30 protein-coding genes are annotated in these 26,428 nt (G+C 68.2%); 14 read left to right on the top strand and 16 right to left on the bottom strand.

All coding sequences use genetic code 11. From position 1 onward, the window contains the following. Positions 1 to 15: 15 nt before the first annotated feature. The 5 genes from ACGFZA_RS32990 to ACGFZA_RS32970 form a co-directional block, all read right to left on the bottom strand. A complete protein-coding gene (locus tag ACGFZA_RS32990) occupies positions 16 to 1,236 on the bottom strand; it encodes a cytochrome P450 (protein ID WP_393684030.1) in 1,221 nt (406 codons plus the stop codon). Beyond that, on the bottom strand, positions 1,233 to 2,441 hold the full coding sequence (locus ACGFZA_RS32985; RefSeq protein ID WP_385277243.1) for a cytochrome P450: 1,209 nt from the start codon (positions 2,439 to 2,441) through the stop codon (positions 1,233 to 1,235). The genes ACGFZA_RS32990 and ACGFZA_RS32985 overlap by 4 nt, the downstream gene beginning before the upstream one ends. A gap of 40 nt (positions 2,442 to 2,481) precedes the next feature. After that, the gene (locus ACGFZA_RS32980) at positions 2,482 to 3,369 is read right to left on the bottom strand and encodes a TauD/TfdA dioxygenase family protein (protein WP_393684028.1); all 888 of its coding nucleotides are present in this window, start codon (positions 3,367 to 3,369) and stop codon (positions 2,482 to 2,484) included. A gap of 2,593 nt (positions 3,370 to 5,962) precedes the next feature. Further along, complete coding sequence (locus ACGFZA_RS32975; RefSeq protein WP_393684026.1) at positions 5,963 to 6,505, bottom strand: GNAT family N-acetyltransferase; 543 nt, start codon at positions 6,503 to 6,505, stop codon at positions 5,963 to 5,965. Continuing rightward, positions 6,502 to 7,275, bottom strand: coding sequence for a GntR family transcriptional regulator (locus tag ACGFZA_RS32970; protein ID WP_393684024.1), 774 nt, complete (start codon positions 7,273 to 7,275; stop codon positions 6,502 to 6,504). Before ACGFZA_RS32970 ends, ACGFZA_RS32975 begins: the two co-directional genes overlap by 4 nt. Before the next feature lie 514 nt (positions 7,276 to 7,789). On the opposite strand from ACGFZA_RS32970, the gene ACGFZA_RS32965 reads away from it, so the two are divergent. The 14 genes from ACGFZA_RS32965 to ACGFZA_RS32900 all read left to right on the top strand — a co-directional run bounded on the left by ACGFZA_RS32965 (position 7,790) and on the right by ACGFZA_RS32900 (position 18,127). After that, positions 7,790 to 8,056 carry a DUF6284 family protein gene (locus tag ACGFZA_RS32965; protein ID WP_393684022.1) on the top strand — a complete coding sequence of 89 codons (267 nt, stop codon included), beginning with the start codon at positions 7,790 to 7,792 and terminating at the stop codon, positions 8,054 to 8,056. Continuing rightward, positions 8,053 to 8,397, top strand: a complete 345-nt coding sequence (locus tag ACGFZA_RS32960) for a hypothetical protein (protein ID WP_393684020.1) — start codon at positions 8,053 to 8,055, stop codon at positions 8,395 to 8,397. The genes ACGFZA_RS32965 and ACGFZA_RS32960 overlap by 4 nt, the downstream gene beginning before the upstream one ends. After that, positions 8,397 to 9,260, top strand: a complete 864-nt coding sequence (locus ACGFZA_RS32955) for a protein spdB (RefSeq protein ID WP_393684018.1) — start codon at positions 8,397 to 8,399, stop codon at positions 9,258 to 9,260. The genes ACGFZA_RS32960 and ACGFZA_RS32955 overlap by 1 nt, the downstream gene beginning before the upstream one ends. After that, positions 9,260 to 9,586 (top strand): RRQRL motif-containing zinc-binding protein, encoded by a 327-nt coding sequence (locus tag ACGFZA_RS32950; protein WP_393684016.1) that lies wholly within the window; start codon positions 9,260 to 9,262, stop codon positions 9,584 to 9,586. The genes ACGFZA_RS32955 and ACGFZA_RS32950 overlap by 1 nt, the downstream gene beginning before the upstream one ends. Positions 9,587 to 9,601: 15 nt before the next feature. Then, entirely contained in the window at positions 9,602 to 9,802 is a 201-nt protein-coding gene (locus ACGFZA_RS32945) for a hypothetical protein (RefSeq protein ID WP_393684014.1), read from the top strand. A 43-nt stretch (positions 9,803 to 9,845) separates the two neighbouring features. After that, entirely contained in the window at positions 9,846 to 10,073 is a 228-nt protein-coding gene (locus ACGFZA_RS32940) for a hypothetical protein (protein WP_393684012.1), read from the top strand. Positions 10,074 to 10,084: 11 nt separating this feature from the next. Continuing rightward, positions 10,085 to 10,459 carry a DUF6251 family protein gene (locus ACGFZA_RS32935; protein WP_393684010.1) on the top strand — a complete coding sequence of 125 codons (375 nt, stop codon included), beginning with the start codon at positions 10,085 to 10,087 and terminating at the stop codon, positions 10,457 to 10,459. Positions 10,460 to 10,542: 83 nt separating this feature from the next. Next, the gene (locus ACGFZA_RS32930) at positions 10,543 to 10,863 is read left to right on the top strand and encodes a hypothetical protein (protein WP_393684008.1); all 321 of its coding nucleotides are present in this window, start codon (positions 10,543 to 10,545) and stop codon (positions 10,861 to 10,863) included. 89 nt (positions 10,864 to 10,952) lie between these two features. Then, entirely contained in the window at positions 10,953 to 13,127 is a 2,175-nt protein-coding gene (locus tag ACGFZA_RS32925; RefSeq protein ID WP_393684006.1) for an FtsK/SpoIIIE domain-containing protein, read from the top strand. A 236-nt stretch (positions 13,128 to 13,363) separates the two neighbouring features. Continuing rightward, positions 13,364 to 13,522: a pRL2-8 gene (locus tag ACGFZA_RS32920; protein WP_393684004.1), complete on the top strand. Its 159-nt coding sequence runs from the start codon at positions 13,364 to 13,366 to the stop codon at positions 13,520 to 13,522. Positions 13,523 to 13,663: 141 nt separating this feature from the next. Further along, positions 13,664 to 14,524 carry a DNA primase gene (locus tag ACGFZA_RS32915; RefSeq protein ID WP_393684002.1) on the top strand — a complete coding sequence of 287 codons (861 nt, stop codon included), beginning with the start codon at positions 13,664 to 13,666 and terminating at the stop codon, positions 14,522 to 14,524. A 2-nt stretch (positions 14,525 to 14,526) separates the two neighbouring features. Then, the gene (locus ACGFZA_RS32910) at positions 14,527 to 16,002 is read left to right on the top strand and encodes an ATP-binding protein (RefSeq protein ID WP_393684000.1); all 1,476 of its coding nucleotides are present in this window, start codon (positions 14,527 to 14,529) and stop codon (positions 16,000 to 16,002) included. A gap of 460 nt (positions 16,003 to 16,462) precedes the next feature. Beyond that, positions 16,463 to 16,666, top strand: coding sequence for a helix-turn-helix domain-containing protein (locus ACGFZA_RS32905; RefSeq protein ID WP_393683998.1), 204 nt, complete (start codon positions 16,463 to 16,465; stop codon positions 16,664 to 16,666). Between the two features lie 63 nt (positions 16,667 to 16,729). Next, entirely contained in the window at positions 16,730 to 18,127 is a 1,398-nt protein-coding gene (locus tag ACGFZA_RS32900; protein ID WP_393683996.1) for a tyrosine-type recombinase/integrase, read from the top strand. 636 nt (positions 18,128 to 18,763) lie between these two features. Here the strand turns inward: ACGFZA_RS32900 and ACGFZA_RS32895 are convergent. The 11 genes from ACGFZA_RS32895 to ACGFZA_RS32845 all read right to left on the bottom strand — a co-directional run bounded on the left by ACGFZA_RS32895 (position 18,764) and on the right by ACGFZA_RS32845 (position 26,390). After that, a complete protein-coding gene (locus tag ACGFZA_RS32895; protein WP_393683994.1) occupies positions 18,764 to 20,173 on the bottom strand; it encodes a serine/threonine-protein kinase in 1,410 nt (469 codons plus the stop codon). A gap of 303 nt (positions 20,174 to 20,476) precedes the next feature. Continuing rightward, complete coding sequence (locus ACGFZA_RS32890; protein WP_393683992.1) at positions 20,477 to 21,127, bottom strand: hypothetical protein; 651 nt, start codon at positions 21,125 to 21,127, stop codon at positions 20,477 to 20,479. 71 nt (positions 21,128 to 21,198) lie between these two features. Further along, positions 21,199 to 21,501: a hypothetical protein gene (locus tag ACGFZA_RS32885; RefSeq protein WP_393683990.1), complete on the bottom strand. Its 303-nt coding sequence runs from the start codon at positions 21,499 to 21,501 to the stop codon at positions 21,199 to 21,201. An 81-nt stretch (positions 21,502 to 21,582) separates the two neighbouring features. Continuing rightward, on the bottom strand, positions 21,583 to 21,771 hold the full coding sequence (locus ACGFZA_RS32880) for a DUF4314 domain-containing protein (RefSeq protein WP_326737015.1): 189 nt from the start codon (positions 21,769 to 21,771) through the stop codon (positions 21,583 to 21,585). Between the two features lie 376 nt (positions 21,772 to 22,147). Beyond that, positions 22,148 to 23,245, bottom strand: a complete 1,098-nt coding sequence (locus ACGFZA_RS32875; RefSeq protein WP_393683988.1) for an N-6 DNA methylase — start codon at positions 23,243 to 23,245, stop codon at positions 22,148 to 22,150. Between the two features lie 109 nt (positions 23,246 to 23,354). Then, on the bottom strand, positions 23,355 to 23,735 hold the full coding sequence (locus ACGFZA_RS32870) for a hypothetical protein (RefSeq protein ID WP_393683986.1): 381 nt from the start codon (positions 23,733 to 23,735) through the stop codon (positions 23,355 to 23,357). A gap of 71 nt (positions 23,736 to 23,806) precedes the next feature. Further along, entirely contained in the window at positions 23,807 to 24,325 is a 519-nt protein-coding gene (locus tag ACGFZA_RS32865) for a hypothetical protein (RefSeq protein WP_393683984.1), read from the bottom strand. 77 nt (positions 24,326 to 24,402) lie between these two features. Beyond that, entirely contained in the window at positions 24,403 to 24,960 is a 558-nt protein-coding gene (locus tag ACGFZA_RS32860; RefSeq protein ID WP_393683982.1) for a hypothetical protein, read from the bottom strand. Between the two features lie 59 nt (positions 24,961 to 25,019). Beyond that, complete coding sequence (locus ACGFZA_RS32855) at positions 25,020 to 25,367, bottom strand: hypothetical protein (RefSeq protein WP_393683980.1); 348 nt, start codon at positions 25,365 to 25,367, stop codon at positions 25,020 to 25,022. Between the two features lie 180 nt (positions 25,368 to 25,547). Then, complete coding sequence (locus ACGFZA_RS32850; protein WP_393683978.1) at positions 25,548 to 25,940, bottom strand: hypothetical protein; 393 nt, start codon at positions 25,938 to 25,940, stop codon at positions 25,548 to 25,550. A gap of 60 nt (positions 25,941 to 26,000) precedes the next feature. Then, entirely contained in the window at positions 26,001 to 26,390 is a 390-nt protein-coding gene (locus tag ACGFZA_RS32845) for a hypothetical protein (RefSeq protein ID WP_393683976.1), read from the bottom strand. Positions 26,391 to 26,428: the final 38 nt, after the last annotated feature.

The following is a 26,428-nucleotide window of genomic DNA, read 5'->3' as shown; positions in this document are numbered from 1 at the left end:
ACCCCCAGGATGAGATCAGTACGTGACAGGCAGCTTTTCGAGAGACCGGATGGAGTACCCGGGCCGCAGCCTGAGTTCCTCCGCCGGCACCGCCAGCCGGAGGTTCGGGAGGCGGTGCAGCACCGCCTCCAGCGCCGCCGTGATCTCCATACGGGCGAGTTCGGCACCGGAGCAGAAGTGCGGTCCCTGCCCGAGGGCGACGTGCCGGTTGGGCGACCGGTCCGGTTCGAAGACCTCGGGGTCCTCGAACTTCTCCGGATCACGGTTGGCGGCACTGAGCGACAGGAAGACGGCGGACCCGGCCGGAATGGTCACACCGGCGACCTCGACGTCCTCGGCGGCGAACCGCCGCGCGGCGGTGTGGCTGGCGCCGTGCAGGCGGAGGAACTCCTCCACGGCCGACGGCATCAGTTCCGGCCGCTCGCGGAGCCGCTGCGCCAGGTCCGGTTCCTCCAGCAGGCGCAGGATGGCCGAGCCGATGACGCCGGCGGTGGGGTCGTAACCGCCGAGCAGGACCATGAAGCCGAGGCCCAGCAGCTCGTCGGTCTCCAGCGGCTCCTCCTGGCCCTGATGACCCCGGATCCAGTCGTTCCAGATGTCGTCGCCCGGCTCCTTCCGCTTGAGCTCGACCAGCCGGGAGAGGCAGTGCAGCATGCTGATGCCGCCCTTGCGCAGCTCCTCCTGGTCCAGCCCCACGAGCGAGTCGGCCCAGCGCCGGAAGTCCCCCTGCTCCTCGGCCGAGACGTCGAGCATCTCGGCGATGATGGTGATGGGCAACGGCATGGCGAGGCTGGCCATCAGATCCGTCTCGCCACTGTCCCCCAGCGCCGTGACGAGCTCGTCGGTCACCGCCTCGATACGGGGTCGCAGGGGCCGCACCCGCTTGGGCGCGAACGCCAGGTTCATGTACCGGCGCAGCCGCGTGTGCACGGGCGGGTCCTCGCGGACCAGCGACCGGGAGAACTCGACGGGCAGGGGGAACCGGTAGTACTCCCCCTTGGCGTGCCGCACCTGGCGCACCAGCCGGTGGTCCCCCAGCAGCTGGTGCACATCCGTGTACCGGGTGACCAGCCAGGCGTCGTAGCCCTCGGGCGTCTTGATCCGGTGGACCGGACCCTCGGTGTGCAGACGACGGTACGTCGTGTACGGGTCCGCGAAGTAGGAGGCGTCGAAGGGCGTCTTCACCCCGCCGAACGGACAGCCGGGCGCCTCCGCAGCATCCGGAACCGTCGTCACGCTCCGAACCTGACGGGCAGCTCGTACGGAACCCGGATCAGGTACGACGGACGCCAGACGACCTCCTCCTCGGGCACGGCCAGCTTCATGTCCGGGAAGCGGCGGACGAGCTCACCCAGCGCGACGCGCAGCTCGTGGCGGGCCAGCTCCTTGCCCGGGCAGTGGTGCGGACCACGGCCGAAACCGAGCTGCCAGTTCTTCTCCCGCTCGAAGTCCAGCGTGTCGGGGTCGGAGAAGCGCATCGGGCACCGGTTGGCCGCACCGAGCGAGATCAGCACGCAGTCGCCGGCGCGGATGGTCTCGCCGGCGATCTCCACGTCCTCGGCCGCGAACCGCCGGATGCCGCTGTGCGTCGATCCGTCCCAGCGCATCAGCTCCTCCACCGCGTCCGGAATGATCTCCGGATTGCTGCGCATCATCTCGGCCTTCTCCGGGTGCTTGATCAGCGCGAGCACGGAGGCACCGATCTGACCGACCGTGGTGTCGTAGCCGCCGAGCAGCAGGAAGAAGGTCATGCCGATCATTTCCTGATCGGTCAGCGGCTGGCCCTCGTCGTCCTTGACCGAGACCCAGTACGAGATCAGGTCGTCGTCCGGCTCGCGCCGCTTGAGGTCGATGAGTCCCTGGACGTACGTGAGCAGGCGCTCGGAGGCCTCGCGGGCGCGCCCGGGCGTGCCTCCGAGGAGCTCGTCGCTCCAGTACCGGAAGTCGCCCCGCTGGTCGTCCGGCACACCGAGGATGCCGGTGGTCATCGCGATCGGGAGCGGCGCGGCCAGGCCGTCCATGATGTCGCCGCCGCCGTTGGCCTCCATGGCGTCGAGCAGCTCCTTGGTGACCTGCTCGATCCGGGGCACCAGGGCCGCGACCCGCTTCGGGGTGAAGGCGAAGTTCATGAAGCGGCGGAGGCGGGTGTGGAGCTGCCCGTCCTCCATGTGCAGGTTCCCGGAGCGGACGACCTCGGGGAGGATCTCGCTCTGGTAGTCGGGGCCGGCGTGGCGGCGGTTACGGACCATGCGGCGGTCCTTGAGCGCCTCGCTGGCCTCCTCGTAGCCGGTGATGAGCCAGACGTCGTTGCCGTCCGAGAGGGACACCCGGTGCAGGGGCGCGCCCGTCTTGTGCAACTCGGCGTAGGCCGGGTACGGGTCCTTGAAGAACGCCTCGTCGAACGGGTTGGGGTGCTGGCGGGCTGGCTGCGCTGTGGTCATGACGACTCCTTCTCGGTCGTGAGGTGCAAGAACGAGCTGGTCAGGCGGAGATGCCCTCGTAGAACGGGAGGTGGTCGTGCACGGTGACGCGGTACGAGACTGTGGGCTCCGGCGTCGCTGTGTGCAGCGCACGATGCACGAGGCTGCGGTTGTCCCAGAGCAGAAGGTCGCCCTTGTCGAACGTCTGGAGGTGGAGGTTCTCGTGCTCGCCCGTCGGGTCCATCTGGCCCACGGCCTCCAGCACGCCCTTCAGGACCGAGTCGTCGAGCCGGTTGCCGTCGGCGTCCTGCAGTTCAGCGGTGAACCCCTCGCTGACGTAGAGGATCTGCTCGCCGGTCCCCGGATGCTTGAAGACCGCCGGATGCGGCGACGCCGGCGTCTTGGTCTCGATCTCCTCGAGGATCTCGGAGATCGGGCGGTACACGTCGGTCGGACGGATCTTGAAGTACCGGCGCACGGTCTGCACCGCCACCGCGTCGGCGAGGGTGGCCTTCAGCTCGTCGGAGAGCTTCTCGTAGGCCTTCCCCATGTCGATGAAGTAGGTTCCGCGGTTCTTCTGCGGTATGACCTGGGGATAGATCAGCGTGAGCCCGAAGGGATTCGGCATGAACATGTAGTCGGCATGCCAGAACTTGCCCGTCTTCGGGACCCCGATCTGCTTGTCTCCGTCGCTCACATTGGAGGAGACGAAGACTTCCTTTACTTCGGGGTGCTGGTACATCGCCTCGTAGTAGGTCTCGGGAGTACCGAGCCTCCGGCCGAGTTCGAGGAATTGCTCGGGCGAGAGGTCCTGGTTCTTGAGCACCAGGATCTTGTCGCTGTAGGTACGAGTCTTGAGCTCCTCGAAGTCCTCGTCCGAAGCAGTGGCCAAATCGAAGGCCTCAACCACTGCCCCCATTTTTTCACCGGCCTGTCGAGTGATTTTCAATTCAATCCCTCCCCATTGACTGAAAACGAACGTTCATCGGCAAGCTCATGCCCACAACACGCTAGCCCGGGCAGCTAAAGGTCCCCTTAACATGGACTTTTGATGATGGCCGCCACTTCGACCGGCTGGGGAGATTCGGCTCGTCGAACTGTCGGCGGGGAGGCTGCGGACGCCAATTCCGCATCGGGTACCCCCGAGTTCCGGCACCATGCTCGTGGCGTCGTCCTTCTCCGCGTTCCGGTGCCGAAGGAAGGACCGAACCTTGCCGTTCACCGGCCTCGCAAGCGACTCGGCCCGCGTCCGGCAACGGTGCCGACACCGGCCCCACGGACAGCGCCCGCAACGCACCGGAGGCCGTTGCCCGCTCCAGAAGCCGTGGCCGATGACGAACCAGCCGCCGGTCGCCGGCTCCCCGCACGCCCGGATCTCGAAGATCGGCACCGTGCGGGAGTTCATCGACTGGTTCGACAGCACCTACGTCGAGCCGACGGACAAGTAGCCGCCCACCCGGGTGCGCCCGTTGGGCAGCGCCCCGCCGCCCAACAGTGGCGGGCCTCCGCCTTCTTGTGCGCCTGCACAGGGGCCTGCGTACCGCCTGCGGGCCCGCTCGAGGGAGCGGTTGCCCCCGTCCTGCGCGTCTCACTTCTCGCCTGTCGGCAACGGGGGCGCTCCCGCCCCCGTTGCTCCAGCTCAGGAACAGAGCAACGACCGGGCGGCCGTCCGCGCGTTCCGCGTGGCGCTCTCGGCCACCACCGCCACACGCCCGTCGCCCGTTCGGCCACCGGTCGGCCACGGCTGCCCGCAGCGACGGTTTCCGGGCTGGGCCGTCACTGCGACACAAGGCAGAGGACATGAAAAAGCCCCAGGTCACGGCGAGTGAGTCCTGGGGCTGATCCGAGCCGCCTTCGGGATTCGAACCCGAGACCTACGCATTACGAGTTGTCCGATCTTGGTCCGCGAACGTCCGTCGCTGTCCGTCCCACTGCGCCCACGGCTGGTCAGGCGCCTACTCGGACCCATACGGACGGTGGCGGACGCTCGCGGGTGGAGCAGGTACCGAGACCACAACTGAGACCGGGTCAACCGCGGGGACACCTGCAACCGTCGTCCCGCAGGCGCGTGCGCACACGGACCGGTGGCGTCATCAAGGACAAGGGACTGTTGACCCTGCACGCCGGGGTCCGCCAAGGGCGCCAAGGTCGAAGGCAAACACGGATGCCGGTCCGGCGCCGAGAAGCGCCGCGTGGAACGGCCGCGCAGGCCCAGACTTACCGCCGCGAAACCCTTCTGTTTCGCCCGCAAGTATGGCCGGAGGCGGATACATTGATCAGCGCTACGACGGGCCGGAACTCGGGGGCGACACCTTGACAAACGAAAGAATGCAACAAACCTTCTACGCCATAATCACCGCGGACATACATTTCCCGATGATTATGCTCACGCTCTACTCACTAAAGACGAAATCCGACACACTGGATCGCGCATGGCGCCGCAGGAAACGAATCGTCAGAAAAAAGGCACACAGAAGGGAACTGCACGCTGTTGCATCATTGACTGACTATGTCACTGCCATGGCCATCGAGCTAGGACACCCGCTCAGAACAAAGAAGTTACGGCTTCGCCATGCGGCGATGCGAGAGCGCAGAGCCGAAATCGGGCGGAGGCGAGCCTCACATCTATCAATGATCTATACAGTCCTACTCATGCTTATCAGCTTCCCGATTTCACTAGCCGTTGACTCAGAGTTGAGAAACGCCAAGAATGAGTGGGGAATCGTCTACGGTCCTGGCCTAGCGGTACAGATAGGACTCCTCGGAACGTCCATTACCCTTTTCGTTATCGCGAGACTAGCCCTTAGGCGCCGAAGCCGAATTGATGCCGAGCTATACGCACTTACTCAGGCTTGCCGTACCATTCGATCTTGTGCTGCCTCCGGGAGTAGGGCTCAGCAACCTGCCACTATCGACCGCACCGTAAACCAATTGTGCATGTACTTGAGGGTCTTCGGTCAGTATGGATCCTACGGTGCACCAAGCGTTCGACGGGACCAACTTGCCAAACACCTCAATGCCGTGGCTGTGACATTGGAAGACCATTCCGAGCAGATACTCATGCACGGCCGGTCGGCGAAACGTGAGTTTCTTGTTCTTCTCTCAGAGATAATTGACCGCATGACTGAAGGCAGATGGCATGCCCTGCTGTCCGATGAGAAGTTTTCTGAGCGCGCTCGACAGTCTTCCGCCGACTACTCGGTGGCACGCAGCGAGAGGCGAGACCTCTACCTTGTGCTTGCGGGATCGGGCATCGCGGCCCTCGTTTCGACAGGAGGGATTTTACTGGGCATCCCGCCCGGGGTCGCTCTAGGTATTGCAGGTGTCAGCGCTGCAGTGCCGGCCGCCATTGGAGGCACTAGGCGGCTAGGAATAAGCCCAGCCGCCCTCATGGAACACACTCGACAGTCACTTTCACCGGAGCAGGGACCTTCGCAAGCTAGCCCGCCAGAAAGACAGATTTGATATCTAATTTCACCTTGCCACCCGCCAAAAGACCGCATCAAAACGACAGGGGAAGATCCGATATCTTAGGAATCTCCTCAGGTAGCGCCATTGCTCAAGCCGTGGTCAGCCAGTTTCGTTCGACGCTGCGCAAGCCATCCTGAGACCCTCGGCCCTCCGTTTACTGCACCCCCCTCTCGAACTGTGCGCACGTACTCAAACCCCTGTCGAAGGTAATATCGCTGTAGCGCCTCATTCGTTGTCCAAGCGTCAAGCCGTAGCCACATTGCACCTGCGCGATATGCCCTGTCGCCTGCCCAGTCGAGAAGCAGGCCCCCAAGGTTCTGCCCGGAATAGGCCCGGGAAACAGTCAGCTTGGTGACGAACCTGGACGGCTCACTCAACTCCAATTCCGTCCATAGACCGTCTTCTGCGTCGGCTGTGAGCGTGATGGTCGCTGCTGTCTCATCGCCGTCCGTGACCATGAAGACGCAGCCTGCCTCAATGGTGGCGAGCAACCGATCAGCCGGATAGGGGCGCTGCCACTGGTCGCTACCGAGGCGCGTGAGCCAAGCCGCCGCCTCCTCGCGGAAGGCCAACAGCTTAGTCAGGTCGTCCGGGCGTGCGGTGGTGATCTTCAATGGGGTTCATTCTCGCTTCGCGCGGCCTGGTCGCCGATCTCGTAGTTCATCCGGTTCAGGTCGCCCCGGAACGTCGTGATTGTGCAGCGAATCGGCCGCTCCGCCGAGTACCCGGTACGCATCCAAAGGAGCACCGGCACCCCCGCGCCAATCTCCAGCAACCGTGCTTCGTCCGGGGTCGGCATGCGCGTTGAGATCTCGTCGAAGTACCCGATCTGTTCGGTCCCATGAGCGGCCAGGTATCGGGTCGTGCCCTCTTCGATGTCGCCCGGCTCTGCAAGGCGGGGCGCCTCATCGGCCAGCCACGCCGGGTAGTACGTGGCCTGAGTCGACCACGGCACATCATCGACGTACCGATGGCAGAACCGGAGAACGGCGCGTGACTGAGGGTCGATCTTGAGCCGCTCCGCCACTTCGGCCGGCGCAGGCAGAATCTCGACCCTGAATGTCTGGTGCGGCCGACGGCCCGCAGCCGTGACGTCCGTGCTGTACGCGTCCCCGTTCTGCGGGAAGCTCAGGTTCTCGAACCGAGAAGCGTTCAGCTCGAACACCTCATGCTTAGCCACCTCGTACCCGAGGCCCTGGCTGGACGTGACAAGCCCCTGCGTAACGAGCAGGCCAAGCCCGGACCGCACGGTGTTCCGCGACGCGTCGAAACGCGCGGACAGCTCGCTCTCCGAGGGGAGACGCGACCCGGGCGGATACGTCCCGTTGTCGATTTCGCGGCGCAGAGCATCCGCGACTTGCCGGTACTTCGGCTGCTTGCTCATGACTCCATCATGACGCACTCGCTCAACTTGTTGGTACATGTGGGCCCCGATCGCTTGACGCTTCACAGTCCGTTGGTGCACCATCACTGCATCAGCTTGTACCAACAAGTTGAGCAAGCGGTGCAGCTCCTTCAAGTGTGCGTGCTTGCCGCTTATTCCCTCTGCCTTCGGCGGTGGGCTGCACGGCACAGGAGCCCCGCATCGGTCGGGGGGAGGGCACCGGATCCCTTGTCAACCGGATGGCACGAGACCGAAAGGTCATGTCTCTGCCTACAACGGGCTAGCGGCTCTTCCGTGAAACGGGAGTCGCCCCCGAAGGAGACACGCACGTCAACCACACCGCACACGCTTCGGCTGCTGCGGCCGGTTGCCTCCTCCGCCCGTCTCGTACGGGCGGGGCAGAGGGGAGCCGGAACACCTCCTTCCCGCTTCACCCGCAGACGGCGCGCGGCCCCGGTGGTGACACACCGGGGCCGCTGTTCTGGGCCGTCCACCGACTAGGAGAAAACGACCCATGAAGACCATCGCTGCACTTCAGAACCTTGTTACGGCTGCCTCGCTCGACTTCGAGCCGTCGGCCGCTGAGCTGGACGCGATCGAGGTCGAGATGCCGCTCATCCGGGCGGAAGTCGCCCTGCTGGACGCGCAGATCATGACCATCGACCGCCCGGCCACCGAGCTGGACACCCGGCGGGTCCGCCGGGCCCGCAACCGGGTCCTGGCGGCGCGGCGTGACCTCGCCAACCGCGCCGCGTCGACGCTGACGGGCGGTGCGGCATGAACGAGGTCCTCACCCTTGACGCCATGGCGGCGCCGCTGCGGGCGTTGCGGCTGCTGGCGGTCGACTTCCCACACCTGCCGGCCCCGGTGGTCGACGTGAATTCGCTCTACCCGGACCGGCTGTCGCTGTCGCTGCACGAGCAGAACGGCGCGTTCACCGCGTTCGAGGCGTGGCGGGCGGCGCTCAGCATCGACCCGGCCGCGGTCGACTTCCACGTGCAGTTCGACGGCCGGACCGGTGTGCTGAACGCTGAGGCGAAGTACGCCGGCGCGACCATCGAATTGACCGCCTACACGCGGGTGCCCACCACCGCGCGGCTGTCCACGGCGGGGGTGGCGTGATGGCGCGTCCGACCGCACTGCCTGCCGTCACGGTGACGGCGGTGTCCCTGGTTCTCACTCTCGCCGTGATCATGATGTGGCTGGGTACGGCGATGCCGTGGCCGGTCGCCCTCGTGGTCGGTCTCGGCATTGACGGCGGCTGGCTGGCCACCCTCGCCTACGAACGCCGCCTGGCCGCGCAGGGCGACCACAGCACAACGGTGACCGCGGTCGGCTGGTCGTTCGGCCTGCTCGCTACTGGTGTCCTGGTCGCGCACGCGCTGACCGTCGAAGCGGACACGGGCGCTTGGCTGGCCGTGGCGTGGCTCCCGCTGGCAGCGAAGGCCCTGTGGCTGGTCCACGGGATGTGGGAGCGGACCGCACTGACGCCCAACGCGCTGTCTGCGATCACCGGAATCCAGCAGGAGGCCCGCGACGAAGCGGCCGTGGCCCGGGCCCGGCTGCGGGCCGAGGCCGCGGCTGAGGAGACCCGGCTGACGGCCGTGACGCAGGCCGGGGCACGCGTCGCACGCATCCAGGCCAAGACCGCCGACGCCCTCTCCCGGGCGTGGTCGACGCTGGAGACAGCACGCAACGGCGAGGACACCGGACGGGCGCTGACCAGCGTGACGACCCCCGTCACGCCCGGCGTCACACCCCGGTGGGAGCTCCCCGTGTGGGGGCCCACCGAGCCGGTCCCGACGCTTGCACTGGAGGCGGTGCCCGCCCTCACGGATGAGGCGCTGGACGTGCTCGTCGACGAGATCCGTCACAGCGAGACGCCTGCTCTGTCGTACCGCGAGATGGCCACCCGGTTCCGGGCGGCCGGCCACTCCGCATCCGAGGTGCGGCTGCGGGCGGCGTGGAAACGCATGGTCGCGTGATGGCCACGCTGCCCGAGTTCCGGTGGCGCCTGGCCCCGGACGGATACGCGACCCGCCGGCAGCTCAGGGCGTTGGGGCTGCGGCCCGGCGGACAGGACGTCGCCGCCGTGCTCCAACGCCCGCGGCGCCGCCGCGCTCCGCTGGTCGCCTACCTCTACCGCATCGACCTCGCCCGGCCCGTACGGCCGATGACGCCGGGCCGCACGGCTGCGCTCGTCGCGGCGATGCGGGCGCGCCGCACCTGCCCGAACTGCCGGCGCGATGCCGGGTACTGCATCCCCCGCTCACTCGGCATGTGCGTGCCGTGCGCGGACTCCCACACCTGACGGGAAGGGGCCGTCATGGCCGCCGAGGAAATCGACCAGGACGTCGTACGGGCCGCAGCACAGACCGTCGTCATCGAAGAGGTCCGCGCCTACGTCGAGCGGATCCGCTCCCAAGGCCCCATTGACCTCGCCGACACCGGGCGACTGGTCGGCCACCTGATGTCCGCCGAAGTGCTCCTGATGAACGTCGCCGAGGCATTCACCCCCGCCAACTGACCACAGCCCAGCCCCACCACAGCCCCAACAGAAGGGACTTCTCATGGCCTACCGCTTCACCAGCGAATCGGCCGACCGCTCTGCGCTGACCGCTGAGCCGGTCGTCCTGTACGCCGGTACCGACCGTGCTCGGCCCGCCGTGGCCGTGCGGGTCAGGAGTGGCGGAAGGAGCTGCATGCTCTACGTCACTCTCGACCGCATCGACGAGCTGATCACCGGCATCGCGGACACCGCCCGCACGGCCGCCGCCGACTTCCACCCCGGTGCCTGAGAGGACCCCTCATGAACTCCCACCTGCCCGCTCACCGGGCGTTGACCGTCGTCCAGCTCCCGGACGGCACCTACACCTACGCCGACCCGCAGTCCCTGCCCGTCCAGCAGGTGCCGCAGCAGATCGTCCAGCACATCCACCACGCCCCGCCCGACCGCACCGTCCAGCGCATCGCGCTGGGCTCCGGCGTCGGCGCCGGGGCAGTCGCGGCCGGCGTCTACTTCGGCCCGCTCCTGGTCGGTGTCCTGACCGCCATCGCCGCGAACCTGGCGATGCTCGCGTTCCTCGCCGCGGTCATGGCGTGGGGCGTGGTGACCGTCGTGAAGTCCCTTAGCAGCGACGGCAAGGCGGCCTCCAAGGCTGTGTCGCGGGGGCGGCGGCGCTGACGGTCCCCTGTCCGCCCGGACACCCATGCCGGGCGGGTGGAGGACCGGACAGCCCGGCCCACCCGCTATCTGGGAGGCGTCACATGCTCAGCTACACCCCGGCCGAGAAGCGCGAGCGCAACCGGCTGTTCCGCAAGGGCTTCCGCCAGGCCCTCGCGGACTGCGTCGACCCGAAGGTCGAGAACGCCATCGAGCGCATCGACCAGCGGGCCGCCGAGCGCGGCGCGCAGGAACTGCGGGCCCTGCACCAGGTCCAGGCCGATGCGAGGCAGGCCCTGGCCAACGCCAAGGCAGCCGAACGCACCGCACCCCGCACCGACCGCCCCGCCGCCCGCCAGGCCCGCCGGGCCGCGGAGGACGCCGCACGGCGTGCCGAGCGCGCCGTTCTGCGGGCCGAGAACTGACCGGGGCGGCCGGATTCCTTGGCCGGCACCGGCCGCCCCGGACCCTCACCCCTTCCGCCCCATCAGGGCAGACAGGAGCACGTCTCATCATGTCCGACAACGTCATCAGCCTGCACAAGAACGCCCCCGCCCCCAAGCCCGTCCTCACGGTGGTGCCCGACCCCGTACCGGCAGCGCCCGTGCCGCTGTGGGTGCGTTCCGGTCGCGCCGTACGGGGCGCAGTCACGCACGAGCGCACCCGGGCCACAGCCCGCGCCACCGTCCGGCACTCCCTCTACCTCGCGGGCGGGGCGGGCGTGGTCGCCCGGCGGACGTGGCAGGGCCGGACGGTGGCGGTCCACCACCAGATGAGGGCCGCCGCGGTGGCCGCGGGCAACCAGGAAATCGCCGCCGAGTGGCAGGAGAAGGCGGACCGCTTCCGCACCGACCGGCACCGCCGCCGGATGGACCTGATCAGCGGCGTTCCGCAGATGGCCAAGTCCGCAGCGATCGGCACCGCCGGCACAGAGGGCGTGTTACTGCTGCTCGGTGCCTGCATGGCCATCCACAACCACAACGTGCACGACGTGATCGCGCCCACGCTGGCCGCAGTCGACGCGGTGCGGGCCCTGTGCTGGTTCGTCTCTGTCGCCTGGGGGCCCGCGCTCGCGCTGGCGCTGCTGGCCGGACTGTCCCACCTGTGGCGGGCCGGCCAGCAGCAGCAGACCGCACCCGCCTGGGCCCGCCCCGCCACCAGCGGGGTGGACGACGTCCCGGTCACCCCCTCGGTGGTCGTCAAGTCCCTTTCCGACCTGGGGATTTCCTCGCTGCGCAAGGCCATCAAGGAAATGGCCGACGGTGCGGCCGGCATGCTCGGCCCCATCACCCTGGCCGGGTGCGGCGTGGAAGTCGACGTCACCCTGCCGTCCGGAGTCAGTACCGAAGAGGTGCTGGGCAAGCGGCGCAAGCTCGCTGAGAACCTGAGCCGCCACGAACACGAGCTGCACATGACGCTCCCGCCGGCCCCGCGCACGGTGCGCATGTGGATCGCGGACTCCGGCGCCCTGGACCAGCCCATCGGCCCCTCTCCACTGCTCACCGACCCGGACGCCACCGCCGACATGCACCGCGGGCGGGCCCCGTGGGGTGTCGACCTGCGCGGGGACGCGGTGCTGGTCTCGCTGTGGCAGAAGCACATGCTCATCACCGGCCTGTCCAACCAGGGCAAGACCGCCAGCCTCCGGGCCCTGGCCCTGTGGCTCGCGCTCGACCCCCGGGTCGAATTCCGCATCGCCGACCTCAAGGGCGTGGGCGACTGGCAGATGTTCGACGGCATCGCCACCGCCCTCATCCAGGGGCCCACCGACGACCACGTCATCGAGGCCACCGAAATGCTCGAAGGCGCCGTCACGGAGATGACGGACCGGATCGCGTTGATGCGGGAGCTGACCGCGAAGGGCTGGAGTCAGGACAAAATCCTGTCCGACCCACGCTTCAATCCCCTGGTCCTCGTGGTCGATGAGGCACAGGTGGCCTACGGCTCCGGTGCTCAGGAGACGTTCGTCACCGAGAAGGGCGCCGTCCGCAAGGGCGCCCCGTTCGGTGGTTCGAAGGCGGACAGCCGCTACTTCCAGGCCGTGAAGAAAATCCACGACCAGGGACGCGCGGTCAACGTCACCACCTGGGAGGGCACCCAGGACCCAACCAACGAGAACCTGCCCAAGCGCTCCCGCGAAGGCAACCACATCCGCGCCTCGCTGGTGCTGGGCACTGAGTCCCAGGCCCGCATGGCCGTGGGTGACTCCGCGGTCGACGCCGGCGCCGCGCCGCACAAGCTGCGCCAGGGATTGGACAAGGGAACGCTCGTGGTGGCCGGCGACGGAGTCAAGCTCGCCCCCGGCCAGCCCTCCGCCACAGCCCGGACCCACTACATCGGCCCGGAGGACGCGGAGGTCATCGCGGAGCGGGCCAAGGCCCTGCGCGCCGGCGTGGGCACCGCGCCCGGACCGGAGGCGCCTGTGCGGGAGGTCGACCACCTGGCCGACGTGGCCGCGGTCCTGGGCAGCGAGGAACGGATGAAGTCCGACGAGATCCGCCAGCACCTGGCACAGCGGTGGCCGGAGGTCTACAAGTCGTGGTCCGCCTCCGACTTGGTGCAGGCGCTCAAGCCGTTCGGTGCCGAGCCACGGAAGTACAACGGCAACCAGATGATCTCCCGGGCCCGCCTCTTCGCCGCGATCGAGTCCCGCGCCGACGAGACCGAGGGCACCGAGAACGCCGGATAAGGCGACGCACGGTGACGGGGAGAGAGTTGGGGAGTCGCGCACATCCTGGGGAGTTCTCCCCAACCGCCTCCCCAACCCGCCCCACCCACGCTGATCAGCGACAACACCCCAGTTGGGGAGCGTGGGGAGGCCAGGGAGGCGTTACCTCCCGCGCCCCGGAACCCCCGGAAACAGCCTCTCCACAGCCATCCCCCAACTCCCCTGCCAACTACGCAGAGTGATTAAGGATGGGAAACATGGCCGACCCGTACCGCCCGCCGCGCGGCGAGTGCCGCCAGTGCTGGGCCCACGCCCACGACCGCAGCATCCACGCCGCTCAGGACCAGCGCTCCAACTGCGCCGACTGCGTAGGCCACATGGGCGGACGCCATCCCGATCACCTGATCGTCAAGTAACCCACCGGGCAGGCCCCGCGCCCCCGCACGAACAGATTCCACATCCCGTCCCGCAGACGCCAAGGGCGGCCCCCTCTCACGCCAATGAACCGGGGCCGCCCTCGTCTGCCAGCACTCAACACAGGACTGGAGACACCCAGCATGACCCAACCCACCGAGATTCGGCGAGCGGCCGCCCTCCTGGAAACTGCCCTTGCCCTGGCCGGCCAAGCGGTGCCTGTACTGCCGCTGCGGGCGGGGAAGGTGCCGTTCGGGAACTGCCGCTCCTGCCGCGACAACGCGTGCGGCGGCCGGCCGAACATGAAGGTGCCCGGGCCCTGCGACTGCCCGCGGGTCTGCCACGCCTGGGCCGCCGCGACCACCGACCCCGCCGTTCTCACCGGACGCCCGTGGACACCCGTGTGGGAGCAGACTCAGGCCGTGGCCTACCACCCCGGCGGTGCCGGACTGACCGTCGTCGACCTCGACAACGACCAGGCCGTCACCTGGGCCCGCCAGACACTCCCCGCCACCCGGACCGTACCCACCACCCGGGGCGAGCACTGGATCTACAAGGGCACCATGCGCTCCGTGAACGGCGTCCGAGACGGCGTGGACATCAAGTCGTCCATGTCCTACGCCCGGTGGCTCGGCCCCGGCACCGGCACCATGACGGGACTGCCGGACGTAGTGCGCACCCTGACCGTGAAAGCGCCGGCCGCGGTCCGATCGCTGACAGCCGCGGCGCCCGCACCCGGCGGCGGGGGCCAGTGCCCCCACCGCACGCCCGTCTACCTGGACCGCGGCATCGCCATGGCCGAGCAGCGCATCACCGAGGCCCGTGAGGCGGTGCACGCCACGGTGTACCGCACGTTCCTCGCCGTGCTGTCCGCGCACGGCCGGTGCGGCTGCCTCACCGACACCCACATCGGGCGCCTGTTCACCGCCGCGCAGGCCAAGGGCGAGAGCTTCCGGCACTGCACCGACGCGTGGACCAACGCCCTGACCCGGTTGGGACTGTGACCATGGCTGACGACGAGAAGACTCCTGGCCGCGAGATCATCACCGACTACGCACAGGCGCATTTCCGGTACTTCCGCACCGCCGACGGCACCGTGTACGCGCAGAAGAACGGCCATCCCGTGGCCCGGCCGATCCGCTCGCAGGGCACGACCGGCAGCCACCGGCAGGAACTCATGGTCGGGCTGTTCAAGGACGGCTTCGGCGTGTTCAACGGGACCGCGCTCAAGGAAGCGCTGGACCTGATCGAGGCTCTGGCGCTGACCGAGGACACCCAGGCCGTCCACATCCGCGTGGCCCCGGGATTCGACGGGGCGACGTGGCTGGACCTGGGCCGCAGCGATGGGCAGTCCGTCCGCATCCACCCCAACGGCTGGGACATCCTCACCCCCGACCCCCGCGAGGTGTGCTGGCGACGCACCCAGCTCACCGGGGAACTCCCCCTGCCGGCCAAGGACACCGACGGCAAGGGCATCGATCTCATCCTCGGCCTGTGCAACTTCGCGAACGCCGAGACCGAGTGCCTGGCCATCGCGTGGTTGCTCGGCTGCCTCGGCCCGTCGGTGCCCGTCCCCGCACCCTTCCTCACCGGACCCCAGGGGGCAGGGAAGTCGACCGGCGGGCGGATGCTCATCAGGATCGTTGAAGGCATGAGCGGCGACCTGCGGCGGGCGCCGAAGGATGAGGAGAACTTGATCGCGGCCGTGGCTGCCGGGTGGGTGACGGCGCTGGACAACCTGTCCCACATGACGCCGGACCTGTCCGACGCCATGTGCTGCATCGTCACCGGAGCCGAGTCGGTCAAGCGGGCCCTGTTCACCGACGGGGACGTGCACCGGGCCCGCTACCGCCGCCCCCTGCTCCTGACCGGAATCGACGTCGGTGTCATCCGCCCCGACCTCGCCGAACGACTCCTCCCCCTGCGCCTGGAACGACCACGCGTGAGGCGGACCGAGGCGGAACTGTGGACGGAGTACGAGGAGGTCCTGCCCATCGTGCTCGGGTCGCTCCTGGACCTCGCGGTCAAGGTGCGGGCGGCCGAGGCGGAGACCCCCACCGATCTACGGATGGCCGACTTCGCCCACCTGTGCGCGCAACTCGATGCGGCCACCGGCCTCGGGGCACTGGCCGCGTACCGGGCCAGCCTGGATGACCTCAACGACGACGTCATTGAAGGCGACCTCATGGCACAGACCGTCCTCAAGCACGCCGAGAGCATCGCCCCGGGTGGCGAGCAGCGGATGACGTCCACGGAGTGGCTGCACTGCCTCAGTCAGCTCTACAGCGGCGACGACTTCCGCCCCCTGCCCAAGGGATGGCCGACCACCGGGAAAGTCCTCTCCGACCGCCTCAAGCGCCTCCAACCGACCCTCGCCGCCCGAGGCGTCCTCATCGACTCCGGGCGCACCAAAGCGGGCCGCTACCTCGAAATGACCCGCCCAAGCGCACCACCACCGCCCGAACAGGCGACAGCGTTCTGACCCGCACCGCCGCTCACCTGGACAGCAAGAAGAGCACGACCGCGCGGGTGCTCCTCTTGCTTGTCCGGCGGAACGCCGCGCCAAGGCGTGCCCGAAGGGCTCCTTCTCACGCCTGAACGGTCACCGCCACTACTACAGACCTCCCCTCCTCTTTCCTAAGTAGGGAAGGTCTGCGTCACCTGCGTCACGCACGACAGAAAACGGCCCCTGAGCTGCGGCAACAGCGGTGACGCAGACGGCCGACTCTGCGTCATCCTGCGTCACCTGCGTCACCCGGTGACGCAGGTGGTGACGCACGGGTGACGCACCACCGCTCAACTGCGTCACCCAAAACGCCTGGTCACAGGCTTAGTTGACGCGGGTGACGCGGTGACGCAGAAATCCACACCTCGGACACACGCGGGCCGAGGTCTTGAGCTCAACCCCCGAAGGCAAAGACGACTGCCCAGGAGGCACCTGGATGAGCACCGCGATTGCCGCCCCCGTCGACCGGCTCTTGTACAAGCCGGAGGAAGCGGCCGAAGCCCTCGCCATCGGCCGCTCCACCGTCTACGAGCTGATGGCCGAAGGGGCGCTCAAGTACATCAAGTTGGGCAGCATCCGCCGCATTCGGCGTGCGGATCTCGAAACGTACGTGGCGAACCTCGCCCCTCAGCCCGGCTGACCCAAGCACCCCCGGAGGCGCCCCGAGCATCCCGCTCGGGGCGCCTCCCTCGTGGAGGAACACATGAGCCCGCGCAAGCCCAACATGGAGTCGTCCATCTACCTCGGTAGCGACGGTTGGTGGCACGGTCGCGTCACGATGGGCGTGAAGAACGATGGCAGCCCGGACCGTCGCCACCGTCGGGCCAAGACCGAGCCCGAGATCAAGCGCAAGGTGCGGGCGTTGGAGCGCCTGCGCGACCAGGGCCGCGCGCCGGCCGCTGGGCGCAAGCCGACCGTAGCGAAGTGGATGGAGACCTACCTCACCGACATCGCGAGCCTGAAGCTCAAGCCGCGTTCCCTGGATGACTACTGGTCCAAGACCCGCAACGACATCGTCCCGGGGATCGGTCAGCACCGCATCGACAAGTTGCAGCCGGAGCACCTGGAACGCATGTACCGGGCGATGCTCGATGCCGGACACGCACCGTCCCATGTGGTGAAGGTGCACCGCATTCTGTCCCGTGCCCTGAAGATTGCGCACCGCCGCCGGATCATCGGCGAGAACGTCGCCACGCTTGTGGACCCGCCCAGCGTGGACGAGACGGAGGCCAATCCCTTTACGCAGGAAGAGGCGAAAGCGTTCCTTGAAGCTGCCGCGAAGCGCCCCACCTTCATGCGGTGGATCGTCGGCGTCGGCATGGGATTCCGACAGGGCGAGACGCTGGGGTTGCGGTGGCAGTACGTCGACCTGGAGGCCGAACTGTTCCACCCCAAGTGGCAGCTTCAGCGGCTGACGTGGCGGCACGGCTGTGACGACCCGCACGCCTGCGGAGCGCGCCTGCACCGCTTCAGGCCGTGCTCACCGAACTGCACCACGCACGAGGGATACAAGCGCGGTTGCCCCAAGCCCTGCGGCAAGACGTGCACGAAGCACGCGAGCGCCTGCCCCGCGCGCAAGGGGGGCGGTCTGGTCTTCACCCGACCCAAGACCAAGAAGAGTCAGAACGCCGTCCCGATCCCGCCCGTCTTCGTCCCGTTCCTCCACGATCACAAGGCGCAGCAGGACGAGATGCGAGCCGCCGCGGCCGAACTGTGGCAGGAGTACGACGTTGTCTTCTCTCGGCCGGACGGGCGCCCGCTCGACCCGCGCGCCGACTACGAGGAGTTCAAGGAACTACTCGTAGAGGCCGGGATCGACGACCGCCGCCTGTACGACGGAAGTCGCCACACGGCCGGCACGATCCTGAACGAGCTGGGCGTGGACATGCCCACCATCATGGAGATCCTTCGGCACACCCAGATCAGCCAGACCCGGCGGTACGTGAAGGGGCGATCCCACCTGTCGAAGGACGCCATGCGCCGCATGGGCGAGTTCTTCGTACCTTCGTCGGCGAAGCCAGATCAGGGCCCCACTGAGACCAGAACTGAGACCATCGACACTCGCGCGGCCCGCGCTCGCCGTCGGCGCCGCATCCAGTAAAAGCAAAAGCCCCAGGTCACGGCGAGTGAGTCCTGAGGCTTCCACAGAGCCGCCTTCGGGATTCGAACCCGAGACCTACGCATTACGAGCTCGCCAGAGCGTCCCCCTGTCCTTCCCTGGCTATCCCCGGATTCGCCGTTTCCGCAGGTCATCCGGCATGGGCCTATCCGGGGCTCCATGATCGTTCCCGGGGTTTCACCATCCTTCCGGCCCCCATCTGGCCCCCGCCGGGCCCCGTCGACGGACACCTGGGCTCCCGGCGGACGGGCTGCCAGGTCAGCGGCGGGCGAAAAAGGGTGTCCGGCGCATCACCCTTGCGATGCGAAGAGGCCCTTACCCCGCTGCTGGGGAAGGGCCTCCTTGGCCGCCTGCGCGCGCATACATGGCTCTGAGTTCAGACTACTGGTTCAACTGCTGGGCTGGGTTGCAGGGGCCACACAGAACCCAGGGCCGGACTCCCAGCATGCCTACCACCCCGCGACCTTGCGGAAAAGGCAACGGCTTCCGGAATGGACGCGCGAAGTCCCCGCCCGACGGCAAGAACCGAAGTTTCGCTCTTTCAACAGTCCGGCAATCGGCGATATCCCGGCCTCCTCCAGTGCGCGACAACCCAACAGGACACAGCCTCCAACGACCCTAGGTCCGACCAGCAATGCCGCAGTTCACTGCGAGTTGCTCCTCCTCGGTGGAGAGTTCGGGGGGCGAGGCGCCCGCCCGCGCACCCTCGGCGGTCTTCTTGCAGGCCAATGCTTGGCGGGCGAGCTCGTCAAGCATGGTGCGCGCATCTCTCAACGAACCAGTGCGCACTTTCGACTCGACCAGCTTGCGTTGGTAGGCCGGCAGGAATCTCAGCTCAACCTCTGGATGGTCCTGGTAAACGTCCGCGAGGGAGATCCACGCGACATTCTGGCCAATGCCTCGGTACACGGCCACGTGTCCGTCTTTCGCACCAACGTAGTACTGCGACTGCGTCCATCGGTAGCCCAGGAGGAGCCCGCACACCACGACGAGGGCGGCCAGTGCACAGTACACCGAATTGCGCCGAAAGAGGCTACGCGGAGGGGGCGGATTCCCAAGTTCTGGAGGCATCGGCGGAGACGCGCGTGTGGACAACTCGGGGGAGACCGATCGGATGGTCGGTGCGGCAGCGGCAGTGCAGGTAGGCGCGTCGTTCAGGGCTCTGCGGAGGGCCCCAAGGCGGGCCTGCACCTCACGCGCCGTGCTTGGTCGCTGTGCGGGGTCCCGAGCTAGAAGTTCGGCGACGAGTTTGACTAGAGCGGGCGGCAGGCCGGGGCGCACGCTATTGAGCGAGGGAGCCTCCTCGTCGATCTTGCGCCGCATCACCGCGAGGCCACTGGGACCGGTGAATGGCGGATACCCAGAGAGCATCGCGAACAGGACGCCGCCGAGGGCGTACAAGTCCGAGCGCGCATCACCTCGTTCAGTTCCGAACTGCTCTGGCGCCCCGTACTCGGGCGTGCCCGCCGGAGCCAGCTGGGAGGAGTGTGCGACAGAGAAGGTTGTCTGCAGAAATCCTGCGATGCCGAAGTCAACTATCTTCACTTGGCGTTCGGCGGTAAGCATCACGTTGTGCGGCTTAATGTCATAGTGAATGACACCCGCCGCATGAGCAGCGACCAGAGCCCCGCAGACGTCGGATGCCAGCGCGAGCGCCTGCGTGACTCCTAACGGAGAATCAGACGCAATGAGTTCAGAGAGAGTGTGCCCCTCCACCCTCTCCATCACGATGAACAGCATGTCCTCATGCATGCCGCGGTCATACAGGGAAACCACGTTTGGATGGTTGATCTGAGCCGCTGCTACCGCTTCACGGTCGAATCGTTTGGGGAGATCGATGAAGGATCCGTCGTCGAGTACGAGTAGCTTGAGTGCGATGTCGCGGTGCAAGTCGCGGTCACGCCCGGCCCACACCTCACCCATTCCTCCACGGCCGATTCGCTTCAGCAACTCATACCGACCAGCGAGCAGTTGACCCCGTTCCATGCCCCCTCCAGCTTCAGCACTTGTTGGCTGCAAGGTCAGCATACGAGCGACAGTAGTGATGCCTGACCCATTTCGACAGGCTCAACCCCGCCGCAGGTCGCCTTCAACTGTCGGACTGCCGAGCCGTGCACACGGGGGCAGCGGGAACTGGCGGTTACCCGAGCCGACCTTCGGCTGACAGCCTGCGTCGTAATGACCTCGCCTGACGCGCCCGGGATCTCAGACGGCGCACGATACGTCACAGTCGTGGAGGGGGCCGGGCCTGTTGCGATCGTCAGCGGGTGCCGAGTCGACCTCGGCGGCCAGAGGCATCCTTGACGATCTAGGCCCGGCCGGCCTGGGTGGTCAGGAGGTGGCGGGCTTCGGCTTCGGGGTGGTGCGCTTGCGGGAGACGCGCGGCTTGGGCTCGGCGGCGGGGTCCGTCTTGGTGCGGCGGGTCCGCTTGGCGGCGGGCTTGGCCTCGGGCTCTGGCTCCGGCTGGGGCTCCGGCTGGGGCTCCGGCTGAGGCTCCGGCTGATCGGCCGGGGTCTGCGGCTCGGGTGCGGGTGTGGGCTGTTCGTCGGCGCCGGCGGCGGGCGGGGTCGTTGTCTCGGCGTCCGGCTCGTCGGCGGGGGCAATGTCGGGCTCCCAGGGCCGGTGGCCGACGTAGTACGGCTTGGCGTCGAAGACGGGCAGCAGGTTGTCCCTGACGGTGTCGTAGAGGACGACCCCGGGGTCCTGGTCCTCGGTGAGGGCGCCGATGTGGACGGCCATGTTGTAGCTGTGGCCGTACGGCAGCGGGGCGACGGCGTCGGCGGGGTGGTCGGTGGGCTGGGTGCCGCCGGTGGCCCACAGCTGGACGGTGCTGCCGTTGTTGAGGAGGCGCATCCCGATCTGACGTTCCAGGCTGCCCTGGAGGTGGACGATGCCGTCGTAGTCGAGCCCGTCGAGCTGCCAGCCGAGGCGTGCGGCGAGGTCTTCGCCGGTGGCGTGAAGGGCCGAGGGTGCAAGCTGCACGGTGTTCTCCAAGAGGTCGGTGATGCTGGCTGGTTGGGGCCCCGCCCCTCGTGGGGCGGGGCTGGGTCGGGTCAGGCCGGGAGGTTGTCCAGGAGGGTGCGGGCGGCGGCTGCGAGCTTGGGGGCGGCTGCTTCCTCGCAGCCGGCGTAGCTGCGTGCGGCGCGCAGGGCGTCGCGGGCCTTGTCGGTGTCGCCGCGGGTGAGGAACTTGGCGGCGGAGTCGAGCTGGAAGGCGGCGACGCCGAGGGCGTTCTCCTGGTCGTCGCAGACGGCGCGGTTGACGAGGGCGCGGGCCTGGGTGGCCGCCTTGCGGGCGGCGGCTTCGAGGTGCGAGGTGTCGAGGTGAATGTCGAGGGCCGGGGCTGCGGGCTCCATGGGGTTCTCCATGAGGTCGTGTGGTGGTGTGCGAAAGCCCCGCCCAGGTGGGCGGGGCCTTGTGCACGGGGGTGGGTGGGGTCAGGTCAGGACGCTGACTTCGTCGCCGTCGTCGAGGAGCATCGAGAGTCTGGAACCGCTGTCCCAGGTGACGTTGAGCTGCTGGAGGGCGGGGTTGTATGAGCGGACGGTGCCCTCGTCGCCGGGGCGGAGTTCGGTGTCGGCGTCGGTGGTGATCACGAGGACGACGCGCTGGCCGGCTCGGTACATGGGTTGCCTTTCCGGTGCGGTGGGGACAGGGATACGTGACGCATGACAGTCGACTGGTGTGGCACACCTGTGGGGGGCGGCGGAGTCATTCACCGCCCCCATGGGACTAGGACAGCTGCACGGTGACCTCGCCGGCCGCGGTCAGCGTCGTCACGCTCAGCTTCACGCCGAAGCGCCACACCTCGGCGATCGTCACCTCGCTCTCGTGACGGATCTTCATGACCCAGCTCCCACCGTCTGCGGAAGCGGTCGAGATGGTCGGGCGTTCGCTCACTGCGGCTCCCTTCGGGGTGCAGGGGGGCTTTTCCCCACCCGCTACCCTTATTCTAGCGGCAACACTGTGGGGGTCAAGAAATTTCCTGAGCGAAACCCCAGTTCAGACGGCCTTCGCCCCGCTCATGAGCCGGTCAGCGAGCTTGATGGCCTCGCTGTACGCCTCGACCGTCGCGAGGTACCCGACGATCTGGTCCCGCTCCTCGATGAGTGCCGCGCGTTCCCTCATCGCCTGGTCCACCACGTCGCCCTGGCGGAGCGCGTCGCCGCAGGAAACGACGACGTTCGGGCCCAGCCCCCACACGATCGCGTTGACGGCCGCGCCGGCGGCCGCGAGCGGATCGAGGTCATTGATTGCCCAGACGTAGTCGGCAGGGTCCGCGTTCAGGTCGCGCAGGTGCTGGGCGAGGGCGCGGAACATCCCGCCCGTACCGCCGGCGGGTTCGTGGAACCACTTGCCCTTCTCCGGCGGCTCGTCAACGATCACGCGGGCCATCATGTCGCAGACCTCCGGCGGTGTGTGGTACTCCCCCATGCCCTGGCGGGCGCCGTGCGAGCGCAGCGAGGTGATGGTCCACGACATGAGGTCGGTGTCGGACCGGCACCACGGGTCACGGTCTCCAGTCATCTGCAGTACGCCGTACTTGAGTGCGGTGTCGGTCACCCGACGGACCGCGTACGCCTTCTCCTCAACACCGTCCTCGGTGAGCCACCCCATGAGCGGAACCATGCGGGCACCCAGGTCGGGGCGGCTGGACCAGGTCGCCGCGTAGACCTCGCGATAGCCCTGCAGGAGTTCCCAGTCTGTGCAGGTACTGATGATGCGGGTGACGTCTTCGATGTGCCCCTTTATGGGAAACAGAGCGAGGGCGGCGACGATGCTGACGGGTATATCCATGCGGTAGCCGCCCCAGTTGGAGGCGTGCCACGTGTCCGCGACGGCCTCGCCGAGCCGCTGGCCGGCGTCGCGGTGGTTTCCGATGAGCAGCGGCGCGATGCCGCGGCGGGTGGGGATGGGTACCTGCACGGCGGGCAGCTCGGGGTGCGGGTCGGCAAACAGGCTGTCGGGTTCGGCGGCCGCCACGACCGGGCGCGGCGCGGACGCCGGACGAGGTGCGGCCGCGGGGCGGGGCACGGCGGTGCGGGCGACGAAGGTCGCCGGGATCTCCTCGGCGTCGGCGAACAGGTCGAGCTGGTCCATCGGGTGCTCCTCGGGGTGTGGGTGTGACGGCGCCCCGCCACCCGGGCCGGAGTCGGCTGGGGCGGCGGGGCGCCGAAGAGAGGGTTGGGGGTGGGTGGGGGCAGTCGCTTCACCAGGGGGTGCTGGCGATCTCCTCCCAGCCGTTGCCGCCGGGGACCAGGACCGCGAGGCGTTCCGGGTGCAGGACGTAGGCGTATTCGGCTTCCGAGGCGGTCTGCTCGGTGGTGGGCTCCGTCGGGGCGGGGCCGTTGATGGGCGGGGCGTCGTGGCACAGGCACCGGCCGCGACAGTCCGGGTCCGGGACGTCGATCCAGCCGCCGGGGTGGTCGTCGATGAGGACGCGGGCGGCGGCCTCGACGTCGCCCTCCTGGACGTTCAGGACGAAGCCGCGCAGCACGCATACGGCGGTGCTGGGTGCGCCGTCGTTGAGGAAGATGCGTCCAGCGAAGCCCTGTGGTGTGGGGCGGGCGACAACTGCTCTGGTTCCCATGGGGTACTCCGGGTGTGGAAGGGGCCGGGCTCCCGCAGGTGCGGGAGCCCGGCCCAGTGGGTGAGGTGGGATCAGTCGCTGGTGGGGGTCGCGGTGTCGGGGGCGGCCTGGTCGTCGGCGGCGTCCTTGGGGCGGGGCAGGCCGCATTCGCAGTGGGTGACGTGCCATTCCTCTTCGCCGCCGCAGGTGCACGCCCAGGTCGCGAAGTGCCAGGTCCACGACCCTCCGCCGATGCCGTACAGGCCGTCGTCGTGGGGCTGGATGATCGAGGCGGCCGTCTGGGGGTCTTCATCGAACCCATGCCAGCTGACGTGCAGGACGACCGCTCGGGGCTTGCCTTCGCAGTCGGTGCCGCCGTCGATGACGTGGATGGTGTCGGTGACTTCGTGGCCGTACTCGTCGGCTGCCTGCTGCGTGACGGCGGCGATCTTGCGGACGGTGTCGAGGGTGAAGTTCGGGAAGAGCCAGCCGTTCCACCGGTTGGTGGGGTTCAGCTTGGCGTCGTAGGGGCCGAGCATGTCGTCGATGCAGACCCGCGTGTCGATCAGACGCGATGTGGTGCCGGCGTGCGGCTGGTCGGTGTCGGTCACGGTGTGTTCCTCCTGGCATAGAAGGGCCGGGCCCCGCGGCTGCGGGGCCCGGCCCATGGGGTGGGTTTGAGGGCGGGTCAGTGGGTGGTGGCGGCGCTGCCCAGTGCGTTGATGAGGACAGCCACGGCCTCCTCGGTGCGCCCTGCGGCCACCAGTGCGGCGTGCTTGTAGAGCGCCCCCGCGGCGTTGGCCGTGAGGTGGTCGACGAACTGCTCGTAGGTCAGGTGGCGCTGACGCAGGGGCCGGTGGCGGTAGCCGGCGCGCAGTGCGGTCGCGACGATCTCCTCGGCGCGCTTCGCGGCGGGCCGGGTCAGGGCGACGTCGCGGGAGACGCGGGCGAGAGCCTGGTGGCCGCGGGGGGCGGGGCAGGTACGCGGGGCGGCCGTAGAGGGCTGCGACCGGTCGGTGCGCAGGCGGGCGCAGACGGTGCGGATGCGCTCGACGTCGTGCAGCTGCCGGGCGGTCAGGCGGGCCTGGCCAGCGGACGGGGCGTCGACGTAGAACGAGGCGAGGTTCGCGACGTACAGCTCGTCGTTGCCGGGGGCCGGGTGGACGGCGACGATGCGCATCGCGTACGGGTCGTCGTGGAAGACGACGAGCCAGCTGCGGAGCGGTCTTTCGAGGTTGATGGGCATGCGGGTCTCCAAGAGGTCGGTGGTCTGGTGGCCGCCCGCCGGCGGGCGGCCACCAGGGCTCAGCGGCTGATCTGGCCGATGTACGTGTGCATGTCGTTGGTGACGAGCCACAGGCTCTTGGTGATGAGCGCGGTCTCGAAGATCGGCTTGTAGAAGCAGTGGCAGGTCAGCTGCGTGAATTGCTCGCGGGTGAGGCCGTGCACCCGGTTCAGGTCCTTGCGGATGAGGCTTTCGTCCGGGTCGAAGGCGTCCGTGAGAGCGATGTTCACGAGGAGGAGGGCGTTGCTGATGTCGGCGCCGGACCACGTGATCTCGTTGCGATGGCGGTCGATGACGTCCGCGATCGTTTGTGCAATCTGCAGGCCGGGGTAGGGCGGGAGGGGTATGAGGGTCGCGCTGGTGATCACGTGGTTCTCCAAGAGGTCGTTGGTCGCGAAGGGGGGAGCCCACCTCCCGCCTTCGCCTTATTCTACAGGCATTTGCCCTATGTGCCCCCTATGCCAGAAAATCTTAGGTATAGCCCAACTTCTCCGCCCGCATGGGGTGAGCAGCTGACCACCCGGGCGGCCTGGCCGCCCACGGCCGGATCAGGAAGCGGGGTGCGCGTAGCGGGACTTGAGGGCGTCGATGATCTTCGGCAGGCCGGCGCGCAGCGGCTCGGGCACATCGGTGTGCCGGCCCGCGTCGTCCAGAGCGCCCAACAGCACGACGGGCCCGTGGAGGCTGCACCCCAGCCGTTCGAGGCGGACGCCGTTGATCAGCGACGTCGCGTACAGGTTCGGCGCCAGCCCCAGAAAGACGCCCATCTCGTTCACGGCCACGGACAAGCGGTGGGTACCGTCGCGGCGGGCGTAATGGGCGACCTCGACCCAGCCGTCGACCACCGGGCGCAGGGCGGCCGTCATCCCCTCGCCGCCGGGCAGTTCCAGGTCGGTGAGGGTTCCGTCGACGTCGAGGCGGATGGCGCGAATGCTTCGCATGTTTGTCTCCGATGTCGGTGAGGGGGTGGGGGCCGCCCGAGGTGACGGCCCCCAGGGTGGTCAGCGGCCGCCGAGGTCGACGGCGAGTTCGGTGAGCATCAGGCGCGCCATGCGCAACTCGTGGGCGGTGGCATGCGGGTCTGTCTCGGCTCGGGCTGCCATCTCGACCAGGCACTTGAGTAGGACCTCGGGGAGGCGTCCGACCCAGGCGGTGTAGTTCTCGCCGTACGCGGTGGCTCGCCAGGCCTGGTGCAGAGTGGCGCCGGTCGAGATGGCGGCCTGCTCGGCTGCGTCGGCGTCGAGGCCGAACCGGTCGACCAGCAGGGTCTTCAAGTGAGGGCCGTCGATGATGTCGGCGAGGCTGTCGCCGATGACGGGCGAGGAGCTGAGCGCGCCGGTATCGCGAATCGTGTAGGGGCCGACGAGTCGGTCAAGCGGGGTGGTGTGCATGGCTTCCTCCAAGAGGCCGTGGTCGTACAGGGGTGGGC

The sequence above is a fragment of the Streptomyces sp. NPDC048211 genome, assembly GCF_043202315.1.
In the GTDB taxonomy this organism is placed as follows: domain Bacteria; phylum Actinomycetota; class Actinomycetes; order Streptomycetales; family Streptomycetaceae; genus Streptomyces.
This window is presented reverse-complemented; position numbering and strand designations above follow the sequence as displayed.